Source organism: Williamsia muralis, from assembly GCF_051487485.1.
Classification (GTDB): Bacteria; Actinomycetota; Actinomycetes; order Mycobacteriales; family Mycobacteriaceae; genus Williamsia; species Williamsia muralis_B.
The window spans coordinates 294950-316936 of the sequence record NZ_JAHVCV010000001.1; the positions used below are offsets into that span (position 1 = coordinate 294950).

23 protein-coding genes are annotated in these 21987 nt (G+C 63.4%); 14 read left to right on the forward strand and 9 right to left on the reverse strand.

Annotated elements, in window-relative coordinates:
- The first annotated feature begins 24 nt into the window (after positions 1–24).
- From KXR83_RS01480 to KXR83_RS01490, 3 genes are read left to right on the forward strand one after another with little or no spacing between them, the layout of a single operon-like run.
- Positions 25–1254: a cytochrome P450 gene (locus KXR83_RS01480; RefSeq protein ID WP_437423273.1), complete on the forward strand. Its 1230-nt coding sequence runs from the start codon at positions 25–27 to the stop codon at positions 1252–1254.
- Positions 1251–1451, forward strand: a complete 201-nt coding sequence (locus KXR83_RS01485) for a ferredoxin (protein WP_437423274.1) — start codon at positions 1251–1253, stop codon at positions 1449–1451. Before KXR83_RS01480 ends, KXR83_RS01485 begins: the two co-directional genes overlap by 4 nt.
- Positions 1441–2646, forward strand: a complete 1206-nt coding sequence (locus KXR83_RS01490; RefSeq protein ID WP_437423275.1) for an NAD(P)/FAD-dependent oxidoreductase — start codon at positions 1441–1443, stop codon at positions 2644–2646. The genes KXR83_RS01485 and KXR83_RS01490 overlap by 11 nt, the downstream gene beginning before the upstream one ends.
- A gap of 45 nt (positions 2647–2691) precedes the next feature.
- On the opposite strand, the gene KXR83_RS01495 is transcribed toward KXR83_RS01490, so the two are convergent.
- A complete protein-coding gene (locus KXR83_RS01495) occupies positions 2692–4038 on the reverse strand; it encodes an MFS transporter (protein WP_437423276.1) in 1347 nt (448 codons plus the stop codon).
- A 277-nt stretch (positions 4039–4315) separates the two neighbouring features.
- Here KXR83_RS01495 and KXR83_RS01500 point away from each other — a divergent pair, with 277 nt between their 5' ends.
- From KXR83_RS01500 to KXR83_RS01510, 3 genes are all read left to right on the forward strand, one after another.
- Complete coding sequence (locus KXR83_RS01500; protein WP_437423277.1) at positions 4316–5467, forward strand: hypothetical protein; 1152 nt, start codon at positions 4316–4318, stop codon at positions 5465–5467.
- A 42-nt stretch (positions 5468–5509) separates the two neighbouring features.
- A complete protein-coding gene (locus tag KXR83_RS01505) occupies positions 5510–6535 on the forward strand; it encodes an amidohydrolase family protein (RefSeq protein WP_437423278.1) in 1026 nt (341 codons plus the stop codon).
- 149 nt (positions 6536–6684) lie between these two features.
- Complete coding sequence (locus tag KXR83_RS01510; RefSeq protein ID WP_437423279.1) at positions 6685–7353, forward strand: hypothetical protein; 669 nt, start codon at positions 6685–6687, stop codon at positions 7351–7353.
- A 35-nt stretch (positions 7354–7388) separates the two neighbouring features.
- Here the strand turns inward: KXR83_RS01510 and KXR83_RS01515 are convergent, their stop codons facing one another.
- On the reverse strand, positions 7389–8366 hold the full coding sequence (locus KXR83_RS01515) for a diguanylate cyclase domain-containing protein (RefSeq protein WP_437423280.1): 978 nt from the start codon (positions 8364–8366) through the stop codon (positions 7389–7391).
- 103 nt (positions 8367–8469) lie between these two features.
- On the reverse strand, positions 8470–9717 hold the full coding sequence (locus KXR83_RS01520; protein WP_437423590.1) for an MFS transporter: 1248 nt from the start codon (positions 9715–9717) through the stop codon (positions 8470–8472).
- 252 nt (positions 9718–9969) lie between these two features.
- Between KXR83_RS01520 and msrB the strand changes: the two genes are divergently transcribed.
- Together msrB and msrA are read left to right on the forward strand one after the other, a co-directional pair.
- Positions 9970–10431 carry a peptide-methionine (R)-S-oxide reductase MsrB gene (msrB, locus tag KXR83_RS01525; RefSeq protein WP_023958441.1) on the forward strand — a complete coding sequence of 154 codons (462 nt, stop codon included), beginning with the start codon at positions 9970–9972 and terminating at the stop codon, positions 10429–10431.
- Positions 10428–10937, forward strand: a complete 510-nt coding sequence (gene msrA / locus KXR83_RS01530; protein WP_030166721.1) for a peptide-methionine (S)-S-oxide reductase MsrA — start codon at positions 10428–10430, stop codon at positions 10935–10937. The genes msrB and msrA overlap by 4 nt, the downstream gene beginning before the upstream one ends.
- 96 nt (positions 10938–11033) lie before the next feature.
- On the opposite strand, the gene KXR83_RS01535 is transcribed toward msrA, so the two are convergent.
- Positions 11034–12428 carry a DUF3068 domain-containing protein gene (locus tag KXR83_RS01535; RefSeq protein WP_437423281.1) on the reverse strand — a complete coding sequence of 465 codons (1395 nt, stop codon included), beginning with the start codon at positions 12426–12428 and terminating at the stop codon, positions 11034–11036.
- Entirely contained in the window at positions 12373–13779 is a 1407-nt protein-coding gene (locus KXR83_RS01540; protein ID WP_437423282.1) for an FAD-binding oxidoreductase, read from the reverse strand. The genes KXR83_RS01535 and KXR83_RS01540 overlap by 56 nt, the downstream gene beginning before the upstream one ends.
- A gap of 342 nt (positions 13780–14121) precedes the next feature.
- Between KXR83_RS01540 and KXR83_RS01545 the strand changes: the two genes are divergently transcribed.
- Both KXR83_RS01545 and KXR83_RS01550 read left to right on the forward strand, forming a co-directional pair.
- The gene (locus KXR83_RS01545) at positions 14122–15039 is read left to right on the forward strand and encodes an esterase/lipase family protein (protein ID WP_437423283.1); all 918 of its coding nucleotides are present in this window, start codon (positions 14122–14124) and stop codon (positions 15037–15039) included.
- Positions 15040–15093: 54 nt separating this feature from the next.
- Positions 15094–16131, forward strand: coding sequence for an alpha/beta hydrolase (locus KXR83_RS01550; RefSeq protein WP_437423284.1), 1038 nt, complete (start codon positions 15094–15096; stop codon positions 16129–16131).
- A 10-nt stretch (positions 16132–16141) separates the two neighbouring features.
- Here the strand turns inward: KXR83_RS01550 and KXR83_RS01555 are convergent, their stop codons facing one another.
- Positions 16142–16423, reverse strand: coding sequence for a hypothetical protein (locus KXR83_RS01555; RefSeq protein ID WP_437423285.1), 282 nt, complete (start codon positions 16421–16423; stop codon positions 16142–16144).
- 204 nt (positions 16424–16627) lie between these two features.
- On the opposite strand from KXR83_RS01555, the gene KXR83_RS01560 reads away from it, so the two are divergent.
- From KXR83_RS01560 to KXR83_RS01575, 4 genes are all read left to right on the forward strand, one after another.
- Entirely contained in the window at positions 16628–17158 is a 531-nt protein-coding gene (locus KXR83_RS01560) for a hypothetical protein (RefSeq protein ID WP_062796170.1), read from the forward strand.
- 272 nt (positions 17159–17430) lie between these two features.
- On the forward strand, positions 17431–18300 hold the full coding sequence (locus KXR83_RS01565; RefSeq protein ID WP_437423286.1) for an LLM class flavin-dependent oxidoreductase: 870 nt from the start codon (positions 17431–17433) through the stop codon (positions 18298–18300).
- A 33-nt stretch (positions 18301–18333) separates the two neighbouring features.
- On the forward strand, positions 18334–19200 hold the full coding sequence (locus tag KXR83_RS01570; RefSeq protein ID WP_437423287.1) for a hypothetical protein: 867 nt from the start codon (positions 18334–18336) through the stop codon (positions 19198–19200).
- A gap of 80 nt (positions 19201–19280) precedes the next feature.
- Positions 19281–20180 carry a hypothetical protein gene (locus KXR83_RS01575; RefSeq protein ID WP_437423288.1) on the forward strand — a complete coding sequence of 300 codons (900 nt, stop codon included), beginning with the start codon at positions 19281–19283 and terminating at the stop codon, positions 20178–20180.
- A gap of 44 nt (positions 20181–20224) precedes the next feature.
- Here KXR83_RS01575 and KXR83_RS01580 read toward each other — a convergent pair whose 3' ends face one another.
- The 3 genes from KXR83_RS01580 to nthB are packed head-to-tail and all read right to left on the reverse strand — an operon-like array spanning position 20225 to position 21953.
- Entirely contained in the window at positions 20225–20653 is a 429-nt protein-coding gene (locus KXR83_RS01580) for a nitrile hydratase accessory protein (RefSeq protein ID WP_437423289.1), read from the reverse strand.
- Positions 20650–21249 carry a nitrile hydratase subunit alpha gene (gene nthA / locus KXR83_RS01585; RefSeq protein ID WP_437423290.1) on the reverse strand — a complete coding sequence of 200 codons (600 nt, stop codon included), beginning with the start codon at positions 21247–21249 and terminating at the stop codon, positions 20650–20652. Before nthA ends, KXR83_RS01580 begins: the two co-directional genes overlap by 4 nt.
- Complete coding sequence (gene nthB / locus KXR83_RS01590) at positions 21246–21953, reverse strand: nitrile hydratase subunit beta (RefSeq protein ID WP_437423291.1); 708 nt, start codon at positions 21951–21953, stop codon at positions 21246–21248. Before nthB ends, nthA begins: the two co-directional genes overlap by 4 nt.
- Positions 21954–21987 lie beyond the last annotated feature (34 nt).

Here is a 21987-nt window from a genome sequence, read left to right on the forward strand (position 1 = left end):
AACAACCACCGAAAACGAGGATTGATGAGTGACGCACCGCCGCCGAAAGTGTGCCCGGTAGCACACCGCGAGCAGACAACCGGCAATGGCACAACCGATTTCGATCACTTGCGGCGGGACTGGGATGAGCACAGACTGTGGACTGCCTACGCTGACCTACTCGAACGAGAGTCGGTGGTCCATTCGGGTGCACATGGCGGCTTCTGGACCGTCAGTCACCATGCCGACGTCAAAAGTGCTCTACGCGACCATGAAACATTCTCCTCGGCGCACGGGCACCGCATTCCGTACGTGGATGCAATGGGCACCATTCCCATCGATTTCGATCCCCCTGCTCACGGCCCGTACCGCGATCTCCTGGTGCAGGCTGTCTCCCCTCGCCGCGTTCGAGAACTGGAACCCTTTCTACAGCAGACGATCAGCGAGCTCGTCAGCACGTTCGTCGAGCGGGGCGGTGGCGATGCTGTGACCGAGTTGGCTCTGCCATTGCCGCTCACCGTCCTGACCGAGATCGTCGGCTTCTCGGCCTCGACCGTTGCAACTTTCAGAGAACTCACTGTGGCGTTGTGGGCCGACGGGACAGCCGAAGGGCAGCTACGGGGGCGCGCGGCGCTCACCGAGGTGCTGACGAATGAGATCCGTCGACATCAGCGGACCCGTCCGGACGATTACCTCAGCTGGCTGCTGCGAGCGCAGATTGACGACCGTGCGATTCGCGAGGACGAAGTCGTGTCAGTCCTGCTGTCTCTGGCCGTCGCCGGCCATGAAACAACCATGAACTCGGTGGGCTCACTGTTGTACCTCCTGGCGACACACCAAGGCGAACAGAGTCGGCTCCGCGCGGATACCTCGCTCGCACCCGGGTACGTCGAGGAGATGTTGCGCTTGCGCACTCCTGCGCAAGCATTCGCTCGTCGTACAACCCGCGACGCCGATATCGCGGGCACAACGATTCCACGCGGAGAGTGGGTCCTCCTACTCAATGCAGCCGCCAATCGAGACCCGCGGCATTTCGAGAATCCAGACGCTTTCGACGTAAACCGATCGACGCGTGGCCATCTGGCCTTCGGATGGGGCATTCACCAGTGCGTCGGTGCGTCACTCGCTCGCCTCGAGCTTCGCATCGTCCTCGAGCAGCTCTGCACTCACCCTGCATTCGTGCTCGACGGCGAAGCCACATTCAGTTCTCTGGAGGCCGGCACGCACTACGGCCCTACCCACCTCCCGATCCGCTTCACGAAGGAGACACCATGACTGTCCGAATAGACATCGACACAGCAGCCTGCAACGGGTACGGAAACTGCCTCGTCGCAGCCCCTGAGGTATTCGATCTCGACAACAACAACATCGCTACCGTTCTACCCGGGCGACCGACCGCCGCAGACCTGGACGAGGTGCGGGAAGCTGTCGCCGACTGCCCGGCCAGAGCGCTTCGTATCCATGAACACTGAACAGCATCGCTCTGGCCCACCTGATACCGAACATGACGCCGACGTTCTCATAGTCGGCGCGTCCGTGGCCGGGGTCAGAGTCGCACAGGCGCTCAGAGCCCGTGAGTTCAGTGGTCGAATACTGTTGCTGGACCGCGAAGATCGAGATCCGTACGACAAACCGCCGCTGTCCAAGGAAGCGCTCAGAACCGGTGACGTCCCTACGTCACTACTGGATTCGGACCTAGACGTGGACCTCATGCTGGGTGTCGAAGTGGCAAGCATCGATTTGCGAGCCGGCATCGCTCTACTGTCAGACGGCCGGGCGCTCACTGCCACCCATATCGTCATAGCCACCGGTTCTGATGCGCGGAGGCTCGACGCGCTCGACGCAGTGCACCCGCACTATCTCCGTACGTTCGACGAGGCGAACCGGCTCAAGCAGGCGTTGAGCCGTGCCCACACGGTGGCTGTCATCGGTGGCGGCTTCATCGGACTGGAAGTAGCCTCCACAGCGCGTGCGCTCGGAATGAGCGTCACGGTGATCGAGGGCTCTACCCACCTTGCCTCGCGGGCGCTGCCGGCCGGGCCTGCGCAACTGGTTGCTGATCTCCACCGCAGACACGGCGTCGACGTGTGCGTTCAAACTACAGTTGCAGAAGTACTTCCGGTCGACGGCTCGGTCCGGCTTCGCCTGTCAGATGACCGGGAACTCACCACCGACCTGGTTGTGGCGGGAGTGGGTGCCCGACCTCGATACCCGGAACTGATCGGAACCGAGTTCCCCTCGTCTCGTGGTGTGGTTTGCGACCATGCCATGCGGATTGTCGGTCACAAGAAGATGTACGCCGTTGGCGATGTCGCAGGTTGGCTCAACCCGCGCTATGGCCGGTACATGCGTCTCGAGAACTGGACCAGCGCCCGCGAGCAAGCGGTGGTGGTCGCGAACAACATCGTTGCCGGAGAGCCGATCTCGGTCGCCTCGGTTGTTCCTTACGTCTGGTCTGACCAATTCGACTCCCGTGTGCAGCTTGTCGGCGACGACGACGTGAGCGGCGCAGCCGTCGCGCGAACGGCGACTCGTGGTGGTGGGCACCTGTTCACCTACACCCGCCGCGACCAAGTGGTCGCAGCAATCGGGCTGAATGCGCAGGCCGACATAGCGGGTATTCGGCGACAGTTGGTGAATCGGTCTGTGCAGCAACAGTATCGGTGACATCGAACGGCTCTTGATCAACTCTGACCTTCGCATTCTGTGATTTCATGATCGGGATTCTTCAGTCGCCATGATTGATGTGCCCTTGGTTTCAGGGGTGAAGTACATGACGACGGCACCGACGACTGCAGCAATCGACAAGTAGACCGGGAACACCTCGGGATGGTTGTGCTCGGCGAGCCATTGTTGCAGATAGGGTGTTGTGCCGGCGAAGACAACAGCGGACAGCGCGTAGGGGATCGCAATACCTGTCGCGCGCACATCGGTGGGAAACAGCTCAGAGAGGACCGCGGGCAAGATCGACCCGGCCAGCGTGAAGAGCAAGAGCATGACCGTCATAGCCGTCGCGAACCCGACAGCACCCTGATGGGCCAGAAAGTCCATCGGGTACGCCAGCACGCCGACGCCGATACCGAAGACGAAGAAGTTACCCCGCCTGCCGATTCGGTCGGACAGCGCGCCGGCGAAGGGGAACGCAATCATGCTCACTGTCAGCGCCGCGACGCCGGCCCAGAGCGCCTGCGTCGCGTCGATGCCCAGGGCCTTTATTGCCCACGTTGTACCTGCAACCCCCCACGCGTAATAGAGCGCTGACAACGACGCCATGATCAGGAATACGCGGATTCCGGATGAACGGTGCCTCCAAAGACTCCTCAATACGCTCGGCTTCACGGCGGGCGAATTTTCGACCATCTCAGCGAACGCGTGTGACTCCGGCATACGACGACGCAGTATGAGCGTGACGACTCCCAAGGTGAACCCGATGACAAATGGGACCCGCCAACCCCACGACGTCATCGCGTCGGAGGGAAGAGTGGAGTTGAGCAGCGCGGCAATCAAAGTCGCAGCGATGATTGCTCCGGTGAGTGACACGTAGATGGCAGACGACCATAGGCCGCGCCGCCGGGCGGGTGCGACTTCAGCGACGTACGTGTAGGCCGAGGCAACTTCGCCGGTATGAGCGAGTCCTTGAAGAAGTCGTGCGACGAGCAGCACCGCCCCGGCACCGATTCCCGCGACGTCGTATGTCGGCACCGAAGCGATCAAGAGCATGCCGACTGTCGCGAACCCGATTGCCGCCAGCAGGGACGACCGCCTGCCGTACTTGTCGGCCCACCAGCCGAACAACACGCCTCCGAAAGGGCGCACCAGAAACCCCGCGCCGAACACCACGAACGTAGAGAGCAATGCAGACGTCGGGTCGGCCGGGTTGAACACCTGAGTGGCGAAGAACGGTGCGAATACCGCATAGACCGCCCAGTCGTAGCCCTCAAGCGCGTTCCCCAGAGACACGCCGACCAACGACCTCTTCCTCTCCGGGGCCGCGTCGTCGGAGCGGGCTGCTATCTGGACGGTGGACTTATCCGGGTGCACCGGAACGGTTGGCTGCATGTTTGTACCTCGATGTCGACTGCTGGACGTTTGGAACCAACGGCGCTGAGCCTGTTCGCTCGCACATGTGGTGCAGGTCACGCTATCGGCACCATGGGCAACCGGCCCAATACGAATATCCGCATGCAGCAATCAAATTAAGCGTATGGCAGCTCACTCACGAGATAAGGCCCAACTTATGTGTCGATGCACCAATACGTCTTAGCGATATGCCTGGCTTGCGCCTAACGTCCAGGGAGACAACAAAAGTGACGTTCACCACCACGGAGGCCGGCCAATGACGGTTACAGCATCTAACAACCGCGACACTACCTTGGACTCGGGCGTTCATCTGTCCGATGCCAGCGCGCCGGGCGAGGCAGTCCCCACTCCCTGGGCCCCGATCAAGGTGTCGCGCAAAGACATAGAGTTGATAGTCTCTCGGCTGGAGGCAGGCCCACGGCCGTCCGACGGTCGGCGGGCCACCCTGCTGATCCACCCAGAGTCGACCTGTCGCGGGTTTGCACCGGGCATCGACGTCACTGTGGAAGTTCTGCTCCCCGGCGAGTCCACGCAGCGCCTCCGGCGCAATTGCACTCAGGTCCATATTTGTATCCGCGGCGGTGGGCGAGTCAACGCTGACCAGGCCGATTTCGACATGGCCGTTAATGATGTCTGCACCATTCCGTCGATGAAGCCGTACCAGTTCTTCAACTCTGGTGAAGACACATGGGTTCGACTGGCCTACTCGAACTCTCCACTACTCGCTCAGCTCGGCACGCTCTACGCCGAACCGGTGGCCGACGAGTGGCGTCCAACCAAACCTGTTGATGGCCCAGTAGATATGGAGGAACCTGCCACGACCAACAGCGTTGTTGCCCCGGATCACGTCGTGTCTCCTGAGGGAGCCCGGCTGAGAGGGTACGAGTTCCTCGTTGATATCGAGCCTGTTCCCGATCGCCCGCTGCACTGGCCTCACCAGGCGATGTCCGAACTCATGTCGAAGCGACCCGGGGACGGCGAGCGGACGATCATGGCTCTGTACAACCCGTCCACGCAGCGGAAACAAGGAGCGACGAGCAGCTTCTTTGTCACGCTGTCCCAGATCCCCCCTGGGCATACGCCTCGTGCCGAGGGCCGGGGGCACAGACACAGTTCGGTGGCCATCAACTATCACTTCAGGGGCACGGGATATTCCGTCGTCGACGGCCGGCGAATCGACTGGGAGCCGGGCGACCTCCTGCTCTCGGCACCGTCTTGGCGCGAACACGCGCACTACCCGAGCGAGACCGGCGTGAGCGCATACACCGTGCAGGATCACCCTCTGCACATCGGCATGGAATCGCTTGTCTGGCAGGAGGATATGGATGGTCCGATCCTCGCGTTGGGCACGGAAGCCGGTCAGACCGGGTACGTCGCCCCACGAAACTGGGACGATGAAGACAAGTAGTCACGGCGTCCGGTTGCCGACCGTTCGAGAGGCCTCTTGCCCGTGAAGACAGAAGCTCCGGTCGATCCCCATATTCCGATCATCGATGCACATCACCACCTCTATGACCACCCCAGTGCGCTCGTCGAACGGGTCATGCGTCGACCACGCTTCTTGATCGAGGACTACGTCGACCGTGTATCCGAGGGCCACAATGTAGTGGCATCCGTTGTGGTGGAGTCGCAATCGATGTACCGCGCGGACGGCCCCGATCACCTTCGAGTTGTCGGACAAACCGAGTTCCACAATGGCCAGGGCGCCATGGGAGCCAGTGGAAAGTATCGCGGCATTCGGGTGGCGGAGGGCATCGTCGGCACCATCGACCTCAGATCCCCCACAACGTCGGCCACGTTGGAGGCGCACGTGAATGCGGCGCCCAGGAGGTTCAAAGGCGTTCGCCAGGAGGCACTCTGGGATGAAGACCCGTCGATCCTGGCGGGCGTCTTCGAGCATGGTCCGGGGTTGTACTCACATCCCGCATTCCGGCGAGGATTTGCTCATCTTGCGCCACTCGGCCTGACCTTCGACGCGTTTGTACTGGCCCCTCAATTGTCAGACGTGCTTGATTTGGCTCACGACTTCCCGGAGACATCGATCGTCTTGAATCATTTGGGCCACCCACTGGGCGTCGGTCGTCACGCCGGTCGAATGGAGGAGGAGCGTCCCCGATGGGATTCGGACATGACGGCGATCGCGTTGTGCGACAACGTCACCGTCAAGATGGGCGGGCTCGGCTCCTTCATGTCTGGGTCCGCAACGTTCTGTGCTGATCCGCCCGCGAGTTCCGCAACCCTTGCCAAGGAGTGGCGGCCATACGTGGAGAGAACGGTCGAACTTTTCGGGGCGGACCGAACCATGTTCGAAAGCAACCTCCCCACTGACGGATCCGGCCCCTTCGCACATGTGTGCAACGCGTATCAACGTTTGACAGCTCAGTGTTCCGAGTCCGACCGGCGGGCGATCTTCGCAGGAACCGCGGCACGCGTGTACGGGTTGAGCGAGCCGGTTCTGGCTGATGTGCTTCGCTGAGACGTCGGACTTCGACTACGAACGCATATTGCTGCTTGGCTGATCATCTGACTGCTCGCGAGACATCGGCCGGACGTTCTGGATGGCGGTGACCACAGCCGCAGCAATGAGCCAGACAAAGACTCTGTTACATGTGCAACGATCGCAGAATGGGGAGCCAGGGGGATGTGACCAGCGATCGATTGCTGACCACGATGTTCCTCGTCGTCATGGTCGCTTTGGGTGGTCCAGCTTTCATCGCAACTGCAGCGTCTGACGGATCCCCGTGGGATTGGCTTCTGCTGACCGTATGGGTGCTCACGGTGCTAGGGGCCGCATGGACGACCAGAAGGGCGTGGCGCACCCGGCACACACCCGACGTGGCGTCGGAGACTCACCCCGCCTCAGGCCTCACCGACAAGCAGCAACTGTCCGCCAACTGGCTTCGCACGGTGTGGCTCTCTTCCCTCTGTTTGGCAACCGTCGCCGGTGGCTACGTTGGCGCAGTCACTTCGACGACGATCGTGGGCGCCGTCGTCGGGGCAATGATGGCGGTGCCGGCTGGGGCGATCGTGGCGCTGATCATCGTTGGCACTGGCGCGCTATTCCTCAGAGCATCCGGTGGCAATGAGCGGAGGGCGCCGGACGTCATACGGTTTCGAGTGGTGTTCAGTGCCTACGTCAGTGCGGTGGTCGGGCTGCTGCTCTTCATCGTCGCCCTTGTTCTGGCTGCTGGAGACTCGGCACAGGTGCCGTACATCGGGATTGTCTGCGTCACCGCCCTGGTTGCGGCGATGGGGTTCCGCTTTCCACCGACTTATCGAACAGCCGGTCACTGACGTAACCTCCGCCGCCGAGCTCCACGGTGGAAGGATCAGTCCTCTAGGACGTCTCGTATTTGCAGGGAGCCGAAGTCAACGGTGTGGCCGCCACCCTTGTTGCGGGCGACGTACATTGCGGTGTCAGCGGAGCTGACGATTTCCTCTGGGCTGCGTTCGTCGTGTGGTGATATGTGGGTGAGTCCCACACTGGCTCGCAATCGGACGGCAGTCTTCTCGACGACCACCGGTTCGGTCAACGCCAGGTGGATGGAATCGGAGATGTCGTCTACGAAGTCCTGATCCACCCCTTGGAGGACTGCGATGAACTCCGCCCCAACGACCCTGCCCAGCAGATGGGGGCGGGGAAGGCAGTCGCGTAGGCGTTGAGCGGTCTCGGCGAGGGCCTCGTCGCCGCGGAGGTGGCCCAACGAGGCGTTTAGCTCTCTCAGCTTGTCGAAATTGATGACCATCACAACGTTGCTGCGGCCGATATCGTCGGCCGGACGCTGGAGCAGCGAGGCGAGGTGCTCGAGGACGGCGGGCAACCTGGGAAGTCCTGTCAGCTGATCGTTCACGTCACCGGCGAACAGACGTTTCCGCGAGAGATGAAGTTCCGTGATGTCGCGGAAAGACAACAACACCGAGTATTCGGGATCGTCGATCCGTAGGTCAGCTCGGGACAATTCGAGCCACACCTTCTGACCGTCGAGGGTGTCGAAAGAAACTGTTGCAGTGTCTATTTTCTCGTCATGATCGGCTCGGCTGTTTGAAAGGGTCTGCGACTCAACGAGTTCCCCCTGGGAGTCGTGGAACGATATCCCGAACCCGGCCGGAAAGGACATATCGTCGACCTGGCGTTCATCGAGCTCGAACAAGCTGCTTGCCACGTCATTGGCGAGTTGTAGGAGCCCGTCCTGTGACAGAACAATTGCACCGATCGGCAGCGCATCGATGACAGCCGCAACGCCCTGCCGGTGCACGTTGGTAGGCACGCTGTGCAGGCCGCCTGGGCGGTTGTTTCGGGTCATCATCGGCCCTTCTCGTTGACTCACCAAGTGAGCATGTTCGGTCGGTGTCGTGACCCCAACGTAGATGGGCGCACGCAGATCGTTGCGCACTGGCCGAAACCGCCGACTAAATCTCCTCTAGCTGCGCGCGTTTTTCGCGTTCCATCTCGCGAACGGCCTTTCGTCGAGTGCTCAAGATACCGACGGTGGCGATCAGCCAGACGGCGTATTGCACCGTCCACGCCACCCGGAACGAGTCGAACGAGTAGCCGCCCATCGCCCCGATGATGATGCCCATCACCTGCATCACGATCAGCGACACCAGGAAGCCACCCATGTTGACCATGCCCTGTGCGGTCCCGAGGCTCTTACTGGGATTGAAGGTACGCGCGAAGTCGAAACCGACCACCGATCCCGGCCCGCCCACCGAGATGACCACCACGAGAATCACCAAGAGCCACGTGGGTGCGGGTGCCGGCAATGCCAGCACCACAGTCCAGATGGCCGCATTGCTACCCATGATTCCCAGCACAAGCCAGGAGCGTCGAGCCGGGAATCGACCGGTGAGCAGGCCGATGATGATGCCGGCACCGATGATCGACACCACCGAAGCGCTGAGCAGTGCGCCCGCTGCACCCGCCGAGAGGTTTTGTCCCGTTGTCAGATACGGGATACCCCACATCAACGCGAAGACGGTGATGGAGAACTGGGTGCCCATATGGCTGAAGAACCCGAGCCTGGTTCCCGGGCGCGACCAGACCGTCTTGATGCTGCGCAGTGTCTCCCTCACCGATACCGACTCGGTGGTGGTGTCGGTGCCGGGGGGCGCGTCGCGCACAAAAGCCAGGGCCAGCACGGCGGTGAGAAGGCCGAGCGCGACAGCCGAGGAGTACGCGGCCGTCCAGCCCGGCCCGTTCAGCAGGGCAAGGAACGGGACCGCCGACAGCACCTGTCCGAGTTGGCCGAGGATGCCGGTCAATTGTGTCACCAGCGGTACCCGCTTGGGCGTGAACCACCGCGGCACCAGCCGCAGAACCGAGATGAAGGTGAAGGCGTCGCCCGCCCCGACCAAGGCGCGGGCGATGATGGCTGCGGGAAGGGCCTCGGTGAGGGCCAGCGTCATCTGGCCGACGGCCATGATCAGCGCACCCGTCACGATCAGCGCCCGGCTGCCGTACCGATCGAGCAGCAGACCGGCCGGGATCTGCATGCTCGCGTAGACGATCACCTGCAACACCACGAAGGTGGAGAGCACGCTAGGGCTCGCCGAGAACCGGTCGGCGGCGTCGAGGCCGGAAACACCCAGAGTTGTCCGGTCCAGAACGGCGACGACGTACGCCAGCAGTCCCACCGACCAGACCACCCAGGCGCGCACCGTTCCTCCTTCGCTGTACTCGCTCATCTGCGATCCACCGAGGGACCCGCCGTCACCGCGATGCCCTCAGTCCACACCGGTCACATGCACACGAGCACTCAGGGGTACGCAATCGCTAGCCTAGGTAACAACCGAAGACCGCCGGTTCGCCACTGGCGTCGGAGGAACACCCGGGACACACTTGGTGTTGTCATACCCGAGTGACACCTCCGTCCCGCAGCCAGCGGAGACGAATCCCCCAAGGAGGACAACGTGTCGCATGAATATCGCAAAGACCCCGACGCCGTCGCCCGGTTGAACCCGGCGCAGTTCGCCGTCACCCAGAAGTCAGCCACCGAGCCGGCCTTCCGCAACGAATTCTGGGACAACCACGAGGCCGGACTGTACGTCGACATCGTGTCCGGCGAGCCCCTGTTCACGTCGACGAAGAAGTTCGACAGCGGCTGCGGATGGCCCAGCTTCACCACACCGATCGAACCGGCAAACGTGGTCGAGAAGACCGACAGCACCCATGGCATGGTGCGCACCGAAGTCCGGTCCACCCATGGCGACAGCCACCTGGGGCACGTCTTCAACGACGGACCGATCGACGAAGGTGGTCTGCGTTACTGCATCAACTCGGCCGCACTGCGCTTCATCCCGGTCGCCGAGATGGAAAGCGCCGGCTACGGCGAGTACCTACATCTGTTCAACAGCAAGGAGGCCACACGATGACCGAAAAGGCGATACTGGCGGGCGGATGTTTCTGGGGCGTCCAGGAACTGGTTCGTAGGCAGCCGGGCGTCATCTCCACTCGCGTGGGCTACACCGGCGGCGACGTCCCCAACGCGACGTACCGCAACCACGGCACCCACGCCGAGGCCATCGAGATCGAGTTCGACCCCGAACAGACGAGTTACCGGGATCTGCTCGAGTTCTTTTTCCAGATCCACGACCCGTCGACCAAGAACCGGCAGGGCAACGACATCGGGATGAGCTACCGCTCGGCGATCTTCTACACCGACGACGAGCAGAAGCGCGTCGCTCTCGACACCATCGCCGATGTCGACGCGTCGGGCCTGTGGCCAGGCAAGGTCGTCACCGAGGTGGTTCCAGCGGGTCCGTTCTGGGAGGCCGAGCCCGAGCACCAGGACTACCTGCAGCGCATTCCGAATGGGTACACGTGTCACTTCGTGCGTCCGGGCTGGAAGTTGCCGCGGCGGGAGAACGCCAGCGCGTGATCACCGCGCCGGTGACCGCGGTCTGATCACCGGCACATGACACATCAGGGCGACGCGCACTATGCGCGTCGCCCTGATTCGTGTTGAAACCCTTGCTCAGCCGGCGAGGTCCTGACGACCCGTGGGCCTGTCAGAACGACGGCGGAGCAGCAGCACGATGCCCGCGATCAGCGAGATGCCACCGATCGTTCCCACGATCGCCGGGATGATGACACCACCCCACCGGAGCTGATCGACATAGCCGGAGGCTTTGTCCGACTGCCGGTCTTCGGTCGCCGAATCCCAGGCCATCGTCGCCTTGAACACGTCCATCCGGAAGTCGCGGATGGGCTGGGCAAGACCCGGATCTTCCCAACCCGGCGACTTGAAGTACTGGTGCTGCTCTTCGAGTCCACGCAAGACGGTTCCGGTCTTCGGTTCCACCCACACATGCCGTGTGGCGGTCGCGAAGCGGTCCATCACGATCTTCTCGTCGGCAGGCACACCTTCGATGCCCCACCAGCTCGCGGGCATCTCGAGTGACGTGCCCGGTGCGGGTTCGCCGCTGGGGGTCTCGAGCTGCACCTGATCGATCTCGGGCACCTCGCTCACGAACTCGTACGCGGTGAGTCCGTTGATCTTCGTCTCACCGACGAACTTGGCCGGGACGTCCTGGCGGGTGTTGACGTCGTAGTACGGGTACTCCGACTTCTCGACATCAAAGCCGAACTTGTACTGGAAGCCCTCTCGCGGCGCGTCCACGAAGTTGCTCTCGTCCTCGATGGTTCGGACTCCGGCCGGCGCCTGCACCGTGTGCAGGCGGTGGATCTCGCCGTTCGGCTTGCTCGTCTCGCGGCTGAGTGAGACGACGTCGATGTTGCCGGTGAGCACACCGTCGGAGCACGTGCGCGCGCTGTCGACAGCGGCAACACTCGGCTCCACGATCTCGTCACCGTCGCGGATGCGGTCGATCCGCACGGTCTGGCCGGACTGCACGGTCACCTGGTCGCTGTCGGACGGTTCGATGACCACGGTGCGGCGCTGCTGCGTGAGGTGCGCGTCGAACACCTCGGCGCGCGGACCGGACACCGAGCAGCGGTCGAATACCCGTGCCGGCAGCTCGTCGTCGTCGGTGATTCCGGCCGGTTGCGACACCGCCACGGTGGTGATGTCGAGATCAAGCGGCACCACCTTGAGCTGGGGGACCAACCAGACCGGGACGGCAATGGCAGCGGTCACGGCCGCGACGCCAAAAAAGATCAGCGCGGGCGCCAGAAACCTGTTGATTGTGAGCTCCCTTCGGATGCCGATGTGGCTCGACAAGTATGGCAAGCGGACATGACGGGCCGACGCCGCACCTCGTCGATGGCCATCACAGCGGGGTCGATGGCCATCACAGCGGGGTCGATGGCCATCACAGCGGGGTCGATGGCCATCACAGCGGGGTCGACGGCGATCACAGCGGGTAGGTGCCGAAGACTCCGGTGGGGTCGATCTGGTCTCGCAGCCCACGTAGTCGCTCGAGGTTGCCCCCGAACGCGGCGTCGGTCTCCGCTTCCGTCTCGGCGAAACCGGGACGGACTTCCACGCTGTAGACACCGGTGGTGTGCCCGGACAAGGCGGCCAGCGTGTCACTCGCCCAGGACAGACATGGTTGTTCGTCAGACGGATCTGACCAGATCGCGTTGAGCGGGATGTTCCATTCGGCTGACCGTCCCCAGAACGCCGTATCGGTGTCACCCACATCGGCCAGGGCGCCACCGGTCTGCTGGAAATCGATGCGGCAGGCGGGCGTAGGTGCGGCAGCGATCTGGGTGGCGAGCGCGTCCGCGACCGACGCATCGAGCGAGGGGCCGGTGAATACGGCCTTCCCGAAGAACGAGCCCCTGGCGTCGGTGGGTTCGGGCAGCAGGAGCGGCGACGGTTCTGCACCGCCCGCACCAGGCGGGGTGTATTCGGGCAGGCCCGAGAGGTAGCGGCCCGACATCTCTGAACGGTAGTGCACCTGTTTCGACGCATCCATGACAGCCGTTGCCGCCCTGCGCGATTCATCGATGTCGGCGGCGTCATCACTCGCGCACGTGGTGAACAGCAGCATCATCGGTTCTCCCGGCGTCAGGTCGGTGTAGCCCAGCACCGCACCCATCATCGTGTGCCGCGGCACCTCTGGTGCGACGCGGAAGTATGTGGCGAGCGCGTCGAGACCCACCACACTCCGGTGCACCCACATCGGGCCCGCGCGACGGGTGTTCAAGGTGGCCGAGGTGACCACGCCGAAAGGAGGCGCGCACCCCCGAACCGCCCACCACAGGTCTGCGTCGCGGCCGGTACTACCGGCAGACAACTGCACGACCTCGCCGGAGGGCAGGACCAACTCCACTGCGGCGAGATGGTCAAGGGTCAACCCGAGGCTGCGGGTGTAGTAGCCGACCCCACCGCGAGTGACCAACCCGAACCCGGCGTGCTGTGAGATTCCGACCGGAACGATGCGGCCCGGGGCGAGCGCATCGAGCATGGTGCCCACGCTCGCTCCCCCACCGACGGTGACCGTCTCACCCTCTGCTTGCGCACCGTTCATATGAGCCGACAGATCGATCATGATCGACTGATCGGCAACGCAGTTCGAACTCAGTCCGCCTCCTCGCACAGTGACCGTGTTCCCTGACCGTTCGGCAATGGCGACGGCCTCGGCCACCTCGCCCACGGAGGTCGGCTGCACCACGCACAGCGGATGACGTCGGGCTGCATCGGGAAAGAAGATCCGCCCCAGAGCGTCGCGATAACCGGCCGTCCCAGGTTCGTGGACCCGATCTGCCATCGCCGCGTTCAGCTCTCGGATTGCATCGGTGCCCTGAGCCGTCACGATGGCCCCCGTTCCTGGTTCTTCGTACGCGGTGCCCGCACAGACCCTCCGACGCGATCGAGTCTCTCAGACCACACGGGTACTCACAGCGGAACGCGCGACGGCTCGAGATCATGGCCTCGCGGCACCGGGACGAATCTCATTCGGCGCCTTGTCAACCCGTCACAAAGATCGTGAGAGAAACTATCCATCTGCCCAGGGATGTGCCCTTGACGATCACTTTCTCCTCAACCCCCAGCGAACCAACGTCTTCACCGCGCCGCGGGCCGCAGGGTGTGGTAAGCCTCTCGTATATCGCGCGGATGCGGACGTGATGGTCGGGTGGAAGCCAAGGGGTATCGAATGGGTCACCTACGTCTGGGTGCCGCGCTGGCCGCAGCTGTTCCGGTACTCATGTTGGCGTTTTCGGTACCTGTCCCGGCGTACGCCGCGCCCGCCGATGAATCCGCTCTCCCTGGCGTCAACCAGTTCACCTCGTGCACACCGGCACCCGAACATCAACGACCCGTGGTGCTGGTCCACGGCAACGGGTCAGGGATGGCCGCCACCTGGCGGACGTTGTCGAAGCGGCTCTCCGACTCCGGCTTCTGCGTGTTCGCGCTCGACTACGGACGTCATCAGCCCGGTAGCGATGAGAACCTGCTCGACCTCGCCGGTGGAAGCGATATCGAGGAGTCTGCGGACGTGCTCGCCGCGTTCATCAGCAAGGTGCGTTCGGCGACGGCTGCCGACAAGGTCGACGTGGTCGCCCATTCGATGGGCGCACTCACTGCACGCCATTACCTCAAGTTCGTGGAGCGCAACACCATTCACACGGTGGTGAGCGTCGGCGGCACGAACCACGGATCGACCTTCGAATCGAACACAGGCCTGCCCCTTGGTTCCAACTCCGAGATATACAGGCACACCGACGCTGCCGGACTACCCGCCGACGAGGTGCTCGCCGCGGCCGTCGGTCCCGCGTACGCCCAGCAGATGGCCGGGTCTACTTTCCTCACGCACCTGAACGCCGGCGGCGACACCGTGCCCGGGGTGGATTACGTGGCCGTGGCAACGCGCGGCGACAGGGTCGTCACCCCGCCGGAGTCGACGTTCCTGACTGCCGGCCCCGACGCCACGGTGCGCAACGTGTGGGTTCAGGACGGGTGCCCCGGATTGGCCGTCGACCACATGGGGCTGACCACCCACCCGCGCTCCTTGTGGCTGATCCACACCGCTCTCGACCCCGACCATGCCGACACGATGCCCGCACCCTGCTGAATCTCTCTCTTCGACCCACCACATGTTCATGCTCACGACGTCACTAGGGACACCATGAGAAACCCCGTCACACAGTTCCGCCGGAACTCCCGTCTGCTCGTCGCCGTGGCAGTCGCGGGACTCGCGGTGGCGATGGCGCCTGCAGCCACGTCCTCCGCCGACCCCATCCTCGACCGCGCGATCGCGGCGCCCGACGGCTCCTATCTCGTGAGTCTCGTGCGCGGGGAAGGACGCGAGGCCACCGCCGAGGTGTATTCAGCCGCGATGGACAAGAACGTCGGCCTCAAGCTGCTGATCGCGCCCGGCGACGAGCCGCGACCGACCGTGTACGTCCTCGACGGGGTCGGCGGAGCCGGCGAGGAGAACGGCCTGCTCAGTTGGGGCGATGCAGCGTCGTTCTACAAGACGAAAGACGTCAACGTGGTCGCCACCCTCGGCGGAGACTCGAGCTACTACACCGATTGGCAGCGCGACGATCCCGAACTCGGGCGCAACAAGTGGACCACCTTCCTCACCGAGGAACTCCCACCCATCGTCGACTCGGCCCTGAACACCACAGGCAAGAACGCAATCGTGGGTGTCTCGATGTCCGCCACCTCCGTGCTGGCCCTGTCCATCCAGAAACCCGACCTCTATGAAGGCGTGGCCTCGTTCAGCGGCTGCGCCCAGACCAGCGATCCACTCGGACGCGCGTACGTCTACATCACGGTGTCGAACTTCGGCGGCAACCCGGTCAACATGTGGGGTGAGCCGGACGACCCCGCCTGGCAGGCGAACGATCCTTATGTCCACGCTGCGGGGCTGCGTGGGACCGCGCTCTACATCTCCACCGGCTCAGGACTGCCCGGTGAGCACGACAACCTCGATGCCCCCAACGTCGACGGTGAGACCAGCCAGCTGGTGGCGCAATTGACTGCCGGCGGGGTGATCGAAGCTGCGACGAATCAGTGCACCCAGAACTTGCGTAGCCGACTCGACGCGCTCGGAATCCCGGCCACCTACAACTTCAAGGACAAGGGAACGCACTCCTGGGACTACTGGCGCGACGACGTGCACGACTCGTGGCCCGTGCTCTATGAGTCGATTCGCTGACGCCCCGACTTCAGAAGCCGAGGCCCATCCAGTCGGTTCCCACAAAATCGGCCTCCAGTTTGGCGGCCTCCACGCGCACGTCATCGGGGTCCGGGTCGAGACCATCTGCGGCGATTGCGCGTAGTGCCGCGGTGACGCCTGCCTCGTAGGTTTCGTACCCACCGATGATCTCGCTGTCCGCACGCCACCACACCAGCAGATGGGTGCCGTTCGGCGACGGGCAGAAGCCGATCACCTGGCCGTCGCGGGACAGGGTGGGGCAGCCATCCGGGTAGCCGTCGTCGTCGCTCATAGCCGCACTCTAGACATCGCCGCCGACAAGGCTGTTCGCTGTACCCCGACCCTGTGACCTGCAGACCGGTGAGGTTGCACAGATCTCATTCCGGTATCGAGATCACAAATCGACCGCTTGCCGTAGCTTGACCGGCGGACTCTTGTGTTTGAGACCACAAATCCCTGGGTAGTCCGGGAGGAAATCGTCTCGTCAGGAGTCAACGTGGATACCGTCGTCTGGATCGTCATAGCCGTAGTGGTGGTGCTGGCTCTCATAGCGCTCGCACTGTTCTTGGCACGCAAGCGCAAGGAAAGCCGTCGGGTGCAAGCCGGAGAGATCCGGGAGCAGGCGTCCGAGCGCGTCGCCGGCGTCCGTAAGCGTGAGGCCATCGCCGAAGAGCACGCAGCCAACGCCCGACGGGCTCAGGCAGAGGCCGACGCCAAGGCCGCTGAGGCCAAGCGCCTCGCCGCAGAAGCGAGCACCCATCAGGGCACGGCTGCCAGCAAGCGCCAAGAACTCGACGCCGAGTTCCAGCGCGCCGACAAGCTCGATCCCGACGTCGGCCGGAACGGCCGCGATGACAACCGCCACGACAACGGCAACCGCATGGATCCCCGCCAGGCCGGAAACGGCCCCGGCAACGGCCTCGATCCCCGCCACACCGGAAACGGTCCGGGCCACAATTTGGACCCCCGTCAGACAGGGAACGGTCCCGGCGACAACGGAAGCCACGTTCCCAGGCACAACCGCTAAACCTCTTTGCAAGCCGAGAGTCTCGTCGCCACGTGCGGCGGGACTCTCGTGCGTTCTATGGCCGTTGTGAGAACAGTTGTTTAGCAACTTGATTCACCTGAATGAACACCGACTGGCTTTGAGCTTGATTCTTCGCTCCCCCAGCCACTTTCGAAGGCGCGATTTCTCCACACTCATCTGTGGATAACCCCACGATTTGTGGATAACTCTCAATATGCCGTTGATGCACTGGGTTTCACGGTGGTGTCGTCCCCCGCGGCTACAGTGACCCCATGCGATACGGAATCTCCATCCTGCCCGATCATTCGTGGCACGACGCGCGGCCCAAATGGGAACGAGCCGAAGAGATCGGCTTCGACCACGCCTGGGTGTTCGACCACCTGGTGTGGGGCGGACTGCCCGACGCTCGTTGGTTCTCCAGTGTTCCGACGATGACCGCTCTCGCCATGGTGACCTCCACGATCAAGATCGGCTCGTTTGTGGTGTCGCCCAATTTCCGTCACCCCGTGTCTTTTTCGCGTGAGGTCGAGACCTTGCTCGACATCGCCGGCGACCGCGTGTTGCTGGGGCTGGGCGCCGGAGGTACACCTGACGACGGACTGCAGGGCGCCCCGGCGATGACACCGCGCCAGAAGGTCGACCGCTTCCAAGAGTTCACCCTCTTGCTCGACCGATTGCTCACCGACGACCATGTCTCGGCCGACGGCGACTACTACCAGGCTCGCGACATGCGTCTGGTCGGCGGCTCGGTCCGGCACCGCGTCCCGTTCATCCTGGCCGGCAACGGGCCCCGTTCGATCCGCTTCGCCGTCCGCCACGGTGATGCCTGGATGACAACCGGGCAGAAGGCCGAGACGCTCGATGAGTGGTTCGACGGAGTCAAGCGTGGGTGCGACCACCTCGACGAGGCGTTGGACGATGCCGGTCGCTCCCCTGATGGCTTCGATCGCTACCTGAACCTCGACGCATCGCCGCAGTTCTCGCTGACCAGTCTGGCGACGTTTGATGACATGGTCGGCCGCGCCGGGGAACTCGGCTTCACCGACGTGATCATCCACTGGCCGCGAGACGGTGACCCGTTCCGTGGCTCTGAGCGTGTGCTGGATGCACTGGCAGAACGCGGGTTCGCGCCACCGGTCTGACCTACGGCGGACGTACTGACTACCGTCGCAGGCATGAGCACACCGTCGTGGGTGGAGTTGGCCGGTCGCAATGCGGCCGCCGAGACCGTGTACGTGTCCGGGTCGATGCGGACACGCGCCAGAGAAGGCAACGAGACGCCCGGGCACGTGTTCGACTTCTGGCACGGACCTCATGATCAATGGCGGATCGAACGCGAGGGCGATGTCGTCTACATCCAGGACGCAGGCGAGAAGCCCTTGGTCCGCATCGACGACGAGATGCGGCGCCTCGGCGGTGACATCCGCGTCGTCAACCTGGGAGCGCACTTCAGCCCTGTTGATCTGCTGGGCGGGGACTCGTTGCTGCGACGGATGAGTCAGAACATGCGCGTGGCCGCACCTCCGGTGCGCATCGACAGAGCTGGCCGGACTGCGTGGAGAACCACTCTGCTGTCGAGGTCTGACGACTCGATTGAGATCACCTTCGACGACATCACCGGCACCATCGTGGGAGTCGGCAATCCCGAACGCGGCAACCTGTTCGAGGTGTACAACGTCAGCGAGCACGACGACCTGCCCGCTGACCTCTTCGTCTGGACCGGACCCGTCGTCGAGGCCGAGTCCCGCGACCGCGGACGCCGGGGCGGCCGGCCCGGGGACACACGCGAACGACACGAGCAGACCCTCGAGGTGATGGCGGCGACGGTGGCAGCTCTGGATCGGCCACGGGACGTCCTCGAGGCCATCGCCGGCGCCGACAGCGGGTTCGCCGCACGAGCCGCGATCATCGAACTGCTGGGTGTCTCCGAACGTGGTGCCGAGGCGGTGGCGGCAATGCAGTTGTCGCAGTTCCGTTCTGACGTCGCGAGGATGGCCCGCGCCGGGCTCATCGAGTTGCAGCGGGCGTCCCCGCCTGCCTGATGGGGCCCGGTCCGGTCCAGTAGTCTCCGCCATCGGCCAACTCGCCACGTGAGCACGGCTGTTTTCGGCAATATGTATTCATGCACACCACAGTCGTGGGATCAGGCGAGCCTGGTGGGCGCCGGGCCGGCCTGTGGGATGAGTTGCGGACCAAGTACGCCGACGTCGGGTTCACCAGTGCCGTAGGCGAATTGCGCTCAGTGACCACCGTCGACGGTGAGGTGACCGCCGCCACCGCCAGTTTCACGATCATGCCCGGCGACCGCTGGCACGTCAGCGACGACCACGGGGAAGTACACATCCAGCAGGGAGCACGGTGCTGGATACGGGGTGGTCGCGGCCGCCTCGAACCTGTTTCAGGCGGCTCGGCATTGTCGGCTGCGGCCAAGTGGCGGCACGTACATCCGTATCGCTTATTGGGAGATCCCGGCGATTGGCTCTTCGCCGACCCGCGCAACTACCACTCCCCCGCTGCCGATCCTGTTTCGACCACGGTGGCGGGCCGTCCGGCCTGGGAATTCCTTCTCGACCCACCGCGCGGCAAGACCAATCCATTGCAGGCCACCCTTGATGAGCGCACCGGAGCATGCCTGCGCGTCTACGAGCACGCGGACGGCGACGCGCACCTCATGGAGATCACTCAGATCGAGTTCAACATCGCGGTGGACCCTCGGCGCTTCCTTCCCTCGGAGCCCGTGATGGAACCCGATTACGCCGAGCAATCGCACGGGCAGCTGCAGGCTGACCGGGACCGTTTCGTGGGCTATCTCGCGGCAATGGACAATGCTTCCGAGCTCATCGACATCGTGCAGCACAGCGCAGATCCGTCGGTTGCGGCAGCGGAAGTAGCTGAGCTGCTCGAGGTTTCAGATCAGACAGCCCGCGCGATCCTCGATCAGCCCCTACATCGGTTCACCGCGGTCTACCGGCAGCGGTTCGTGGAGCAGCTGAGCAGGGTCAGGGAGGTTTTGGGTTCGTGATGTGGGTCGGGGACGAGTAGGGGCCGGTGGACCTGCGGGTACAGTCAGCTCGGCGCTGCACTGATCGCGTCATCAATCGCGACTGGTTCGAGTATGGCTTTGTGGTGGTTGCGGTTCGGCGGTGCAGCCAGAACCTCTGCCGTCCGATTCGTCAGCGCGGCACGGTCGATGGCTCCACTACTGGCCATGACTGCCTCCAGTGCGCTCACCCAGTGTTCGTAGTACGACCACGACTCATCGGACGTGACGGAGCGTGTTGACTCCCAGTCCTTGATGGCGTAGATGAGCGCGCCCTGGAACAGTTGCCAATCAAACTCGCCTGCGGTGTGCGCCGCCACCGCCAGCGCGAAAGCTCTGATCTCCCAGGGGTGATCGAATGACATTTCTCCGGGCCGCCCGCCGGGTAGGCTGCGGACCAGATCATCCACCGCTCTGCGGTCCGCATCTGGTGCGGTGGTGGGTACGTCGTTCATGATGCGGCCGTGACCGGGCCGACGCCGATCATCGAATCCCGTGTGACCAGCGCAGCGAGTTGTTCTTCACTCCAGCCGTCGGTACCGGCGGGTCGCTGCGGCAGCACCCAGTAACGCATCTCCGAACTCGAGTCCCAGATACGGATCTCGACGGAGTCGGCGATGGCGAATCCGAAGTCGTCGGCCAGGACCTTGCGCGGCTCACGCACGATGCGGGCCCGATACTGCGGGTCTTTGTACCAGTTGGGTGGCAACCCGAGCACCGGCCACGGGTAGCACGAGCACAATGTGCACACGATGGCATGGTGCACCTCGTCGGTGTCCTCCAGGACCACCATGTCTTCACCTTGCAGGCCGCCAATGCCCAGTTCTCTGCAGGCTTCGCCAGCGTTGTCGAGGAGTCTCAGCCGAAAGTCGTTGTCAACCCACGCTTTCGCGACGACCTTCGCTCCCAGCTGCGGCCCGACCTGATTCTCATAGATGTCGACGATTCGGTCGACCATCGAGCTCGTCAACACCCCCTTTTCGATGAGCATCGACTCCAGGGCCTTGACGCGGGCGGCCGTTTCTTCCTGACCTGAGGCACCTGCACTCATGCGGTCGCTCCGTTCTCTTCATCGACCAATTCGACATACGGGTCCCATACGTCGAAGCACACCGACGCATTCGGATCGCCGAAAGCTTCGCCCCACAACTCATGACTGGTGAACTTGATGGTGTAGACGTGCTCCGGTGAATCGCCGAGCCCATTGCCTGCGGAATCGGGGTAGATGAACGACCCGCGGTGAGCGACAACCACAGCCTGTTTACCTCGGATGTACCGCGCCAACCGGGTGTGTCCGAGCGGGCTGACGTGCGCCGTGCGCACCTTGTCACCGACGGTGAATCGAGGCTCCTTCTTGGTTCTTCGAGCAGCGGAAGCGCCCGCGGATACCGCGATATCAACGAAGTCGACCAGCTCTTGGCGTTGGCTGTGTTCAGGCAGTGGGGCGTCGGGGTTGTCGAGATAGTGGCGGGTGCGGCGAGCTAGTTCGTCCGGCTCGATAGCGCCTATCGCGATGACGTGGGCCTCGATGGAGTAAAGCCAGTGTTGGTAATAGGGCGAGCTGAGGTACGTCGCCGGGTCCATCTTCTCGGTGCCGTGTCGAAACTGGTCGATACCGAAGTACCCGGCGCCGACGCAGGCCGGGTACATGGCGAACACCGTCTTTTCCCACTCGGCCCTGAAGACCGGTTCACTGTCCGGACGATTGACCGGACCGAGACCATCGGTCCCTCCCAGATCGAATACGCCGTTCATACGGTGCTCCCAACTCCGGCGTGGTCTGCTGCTG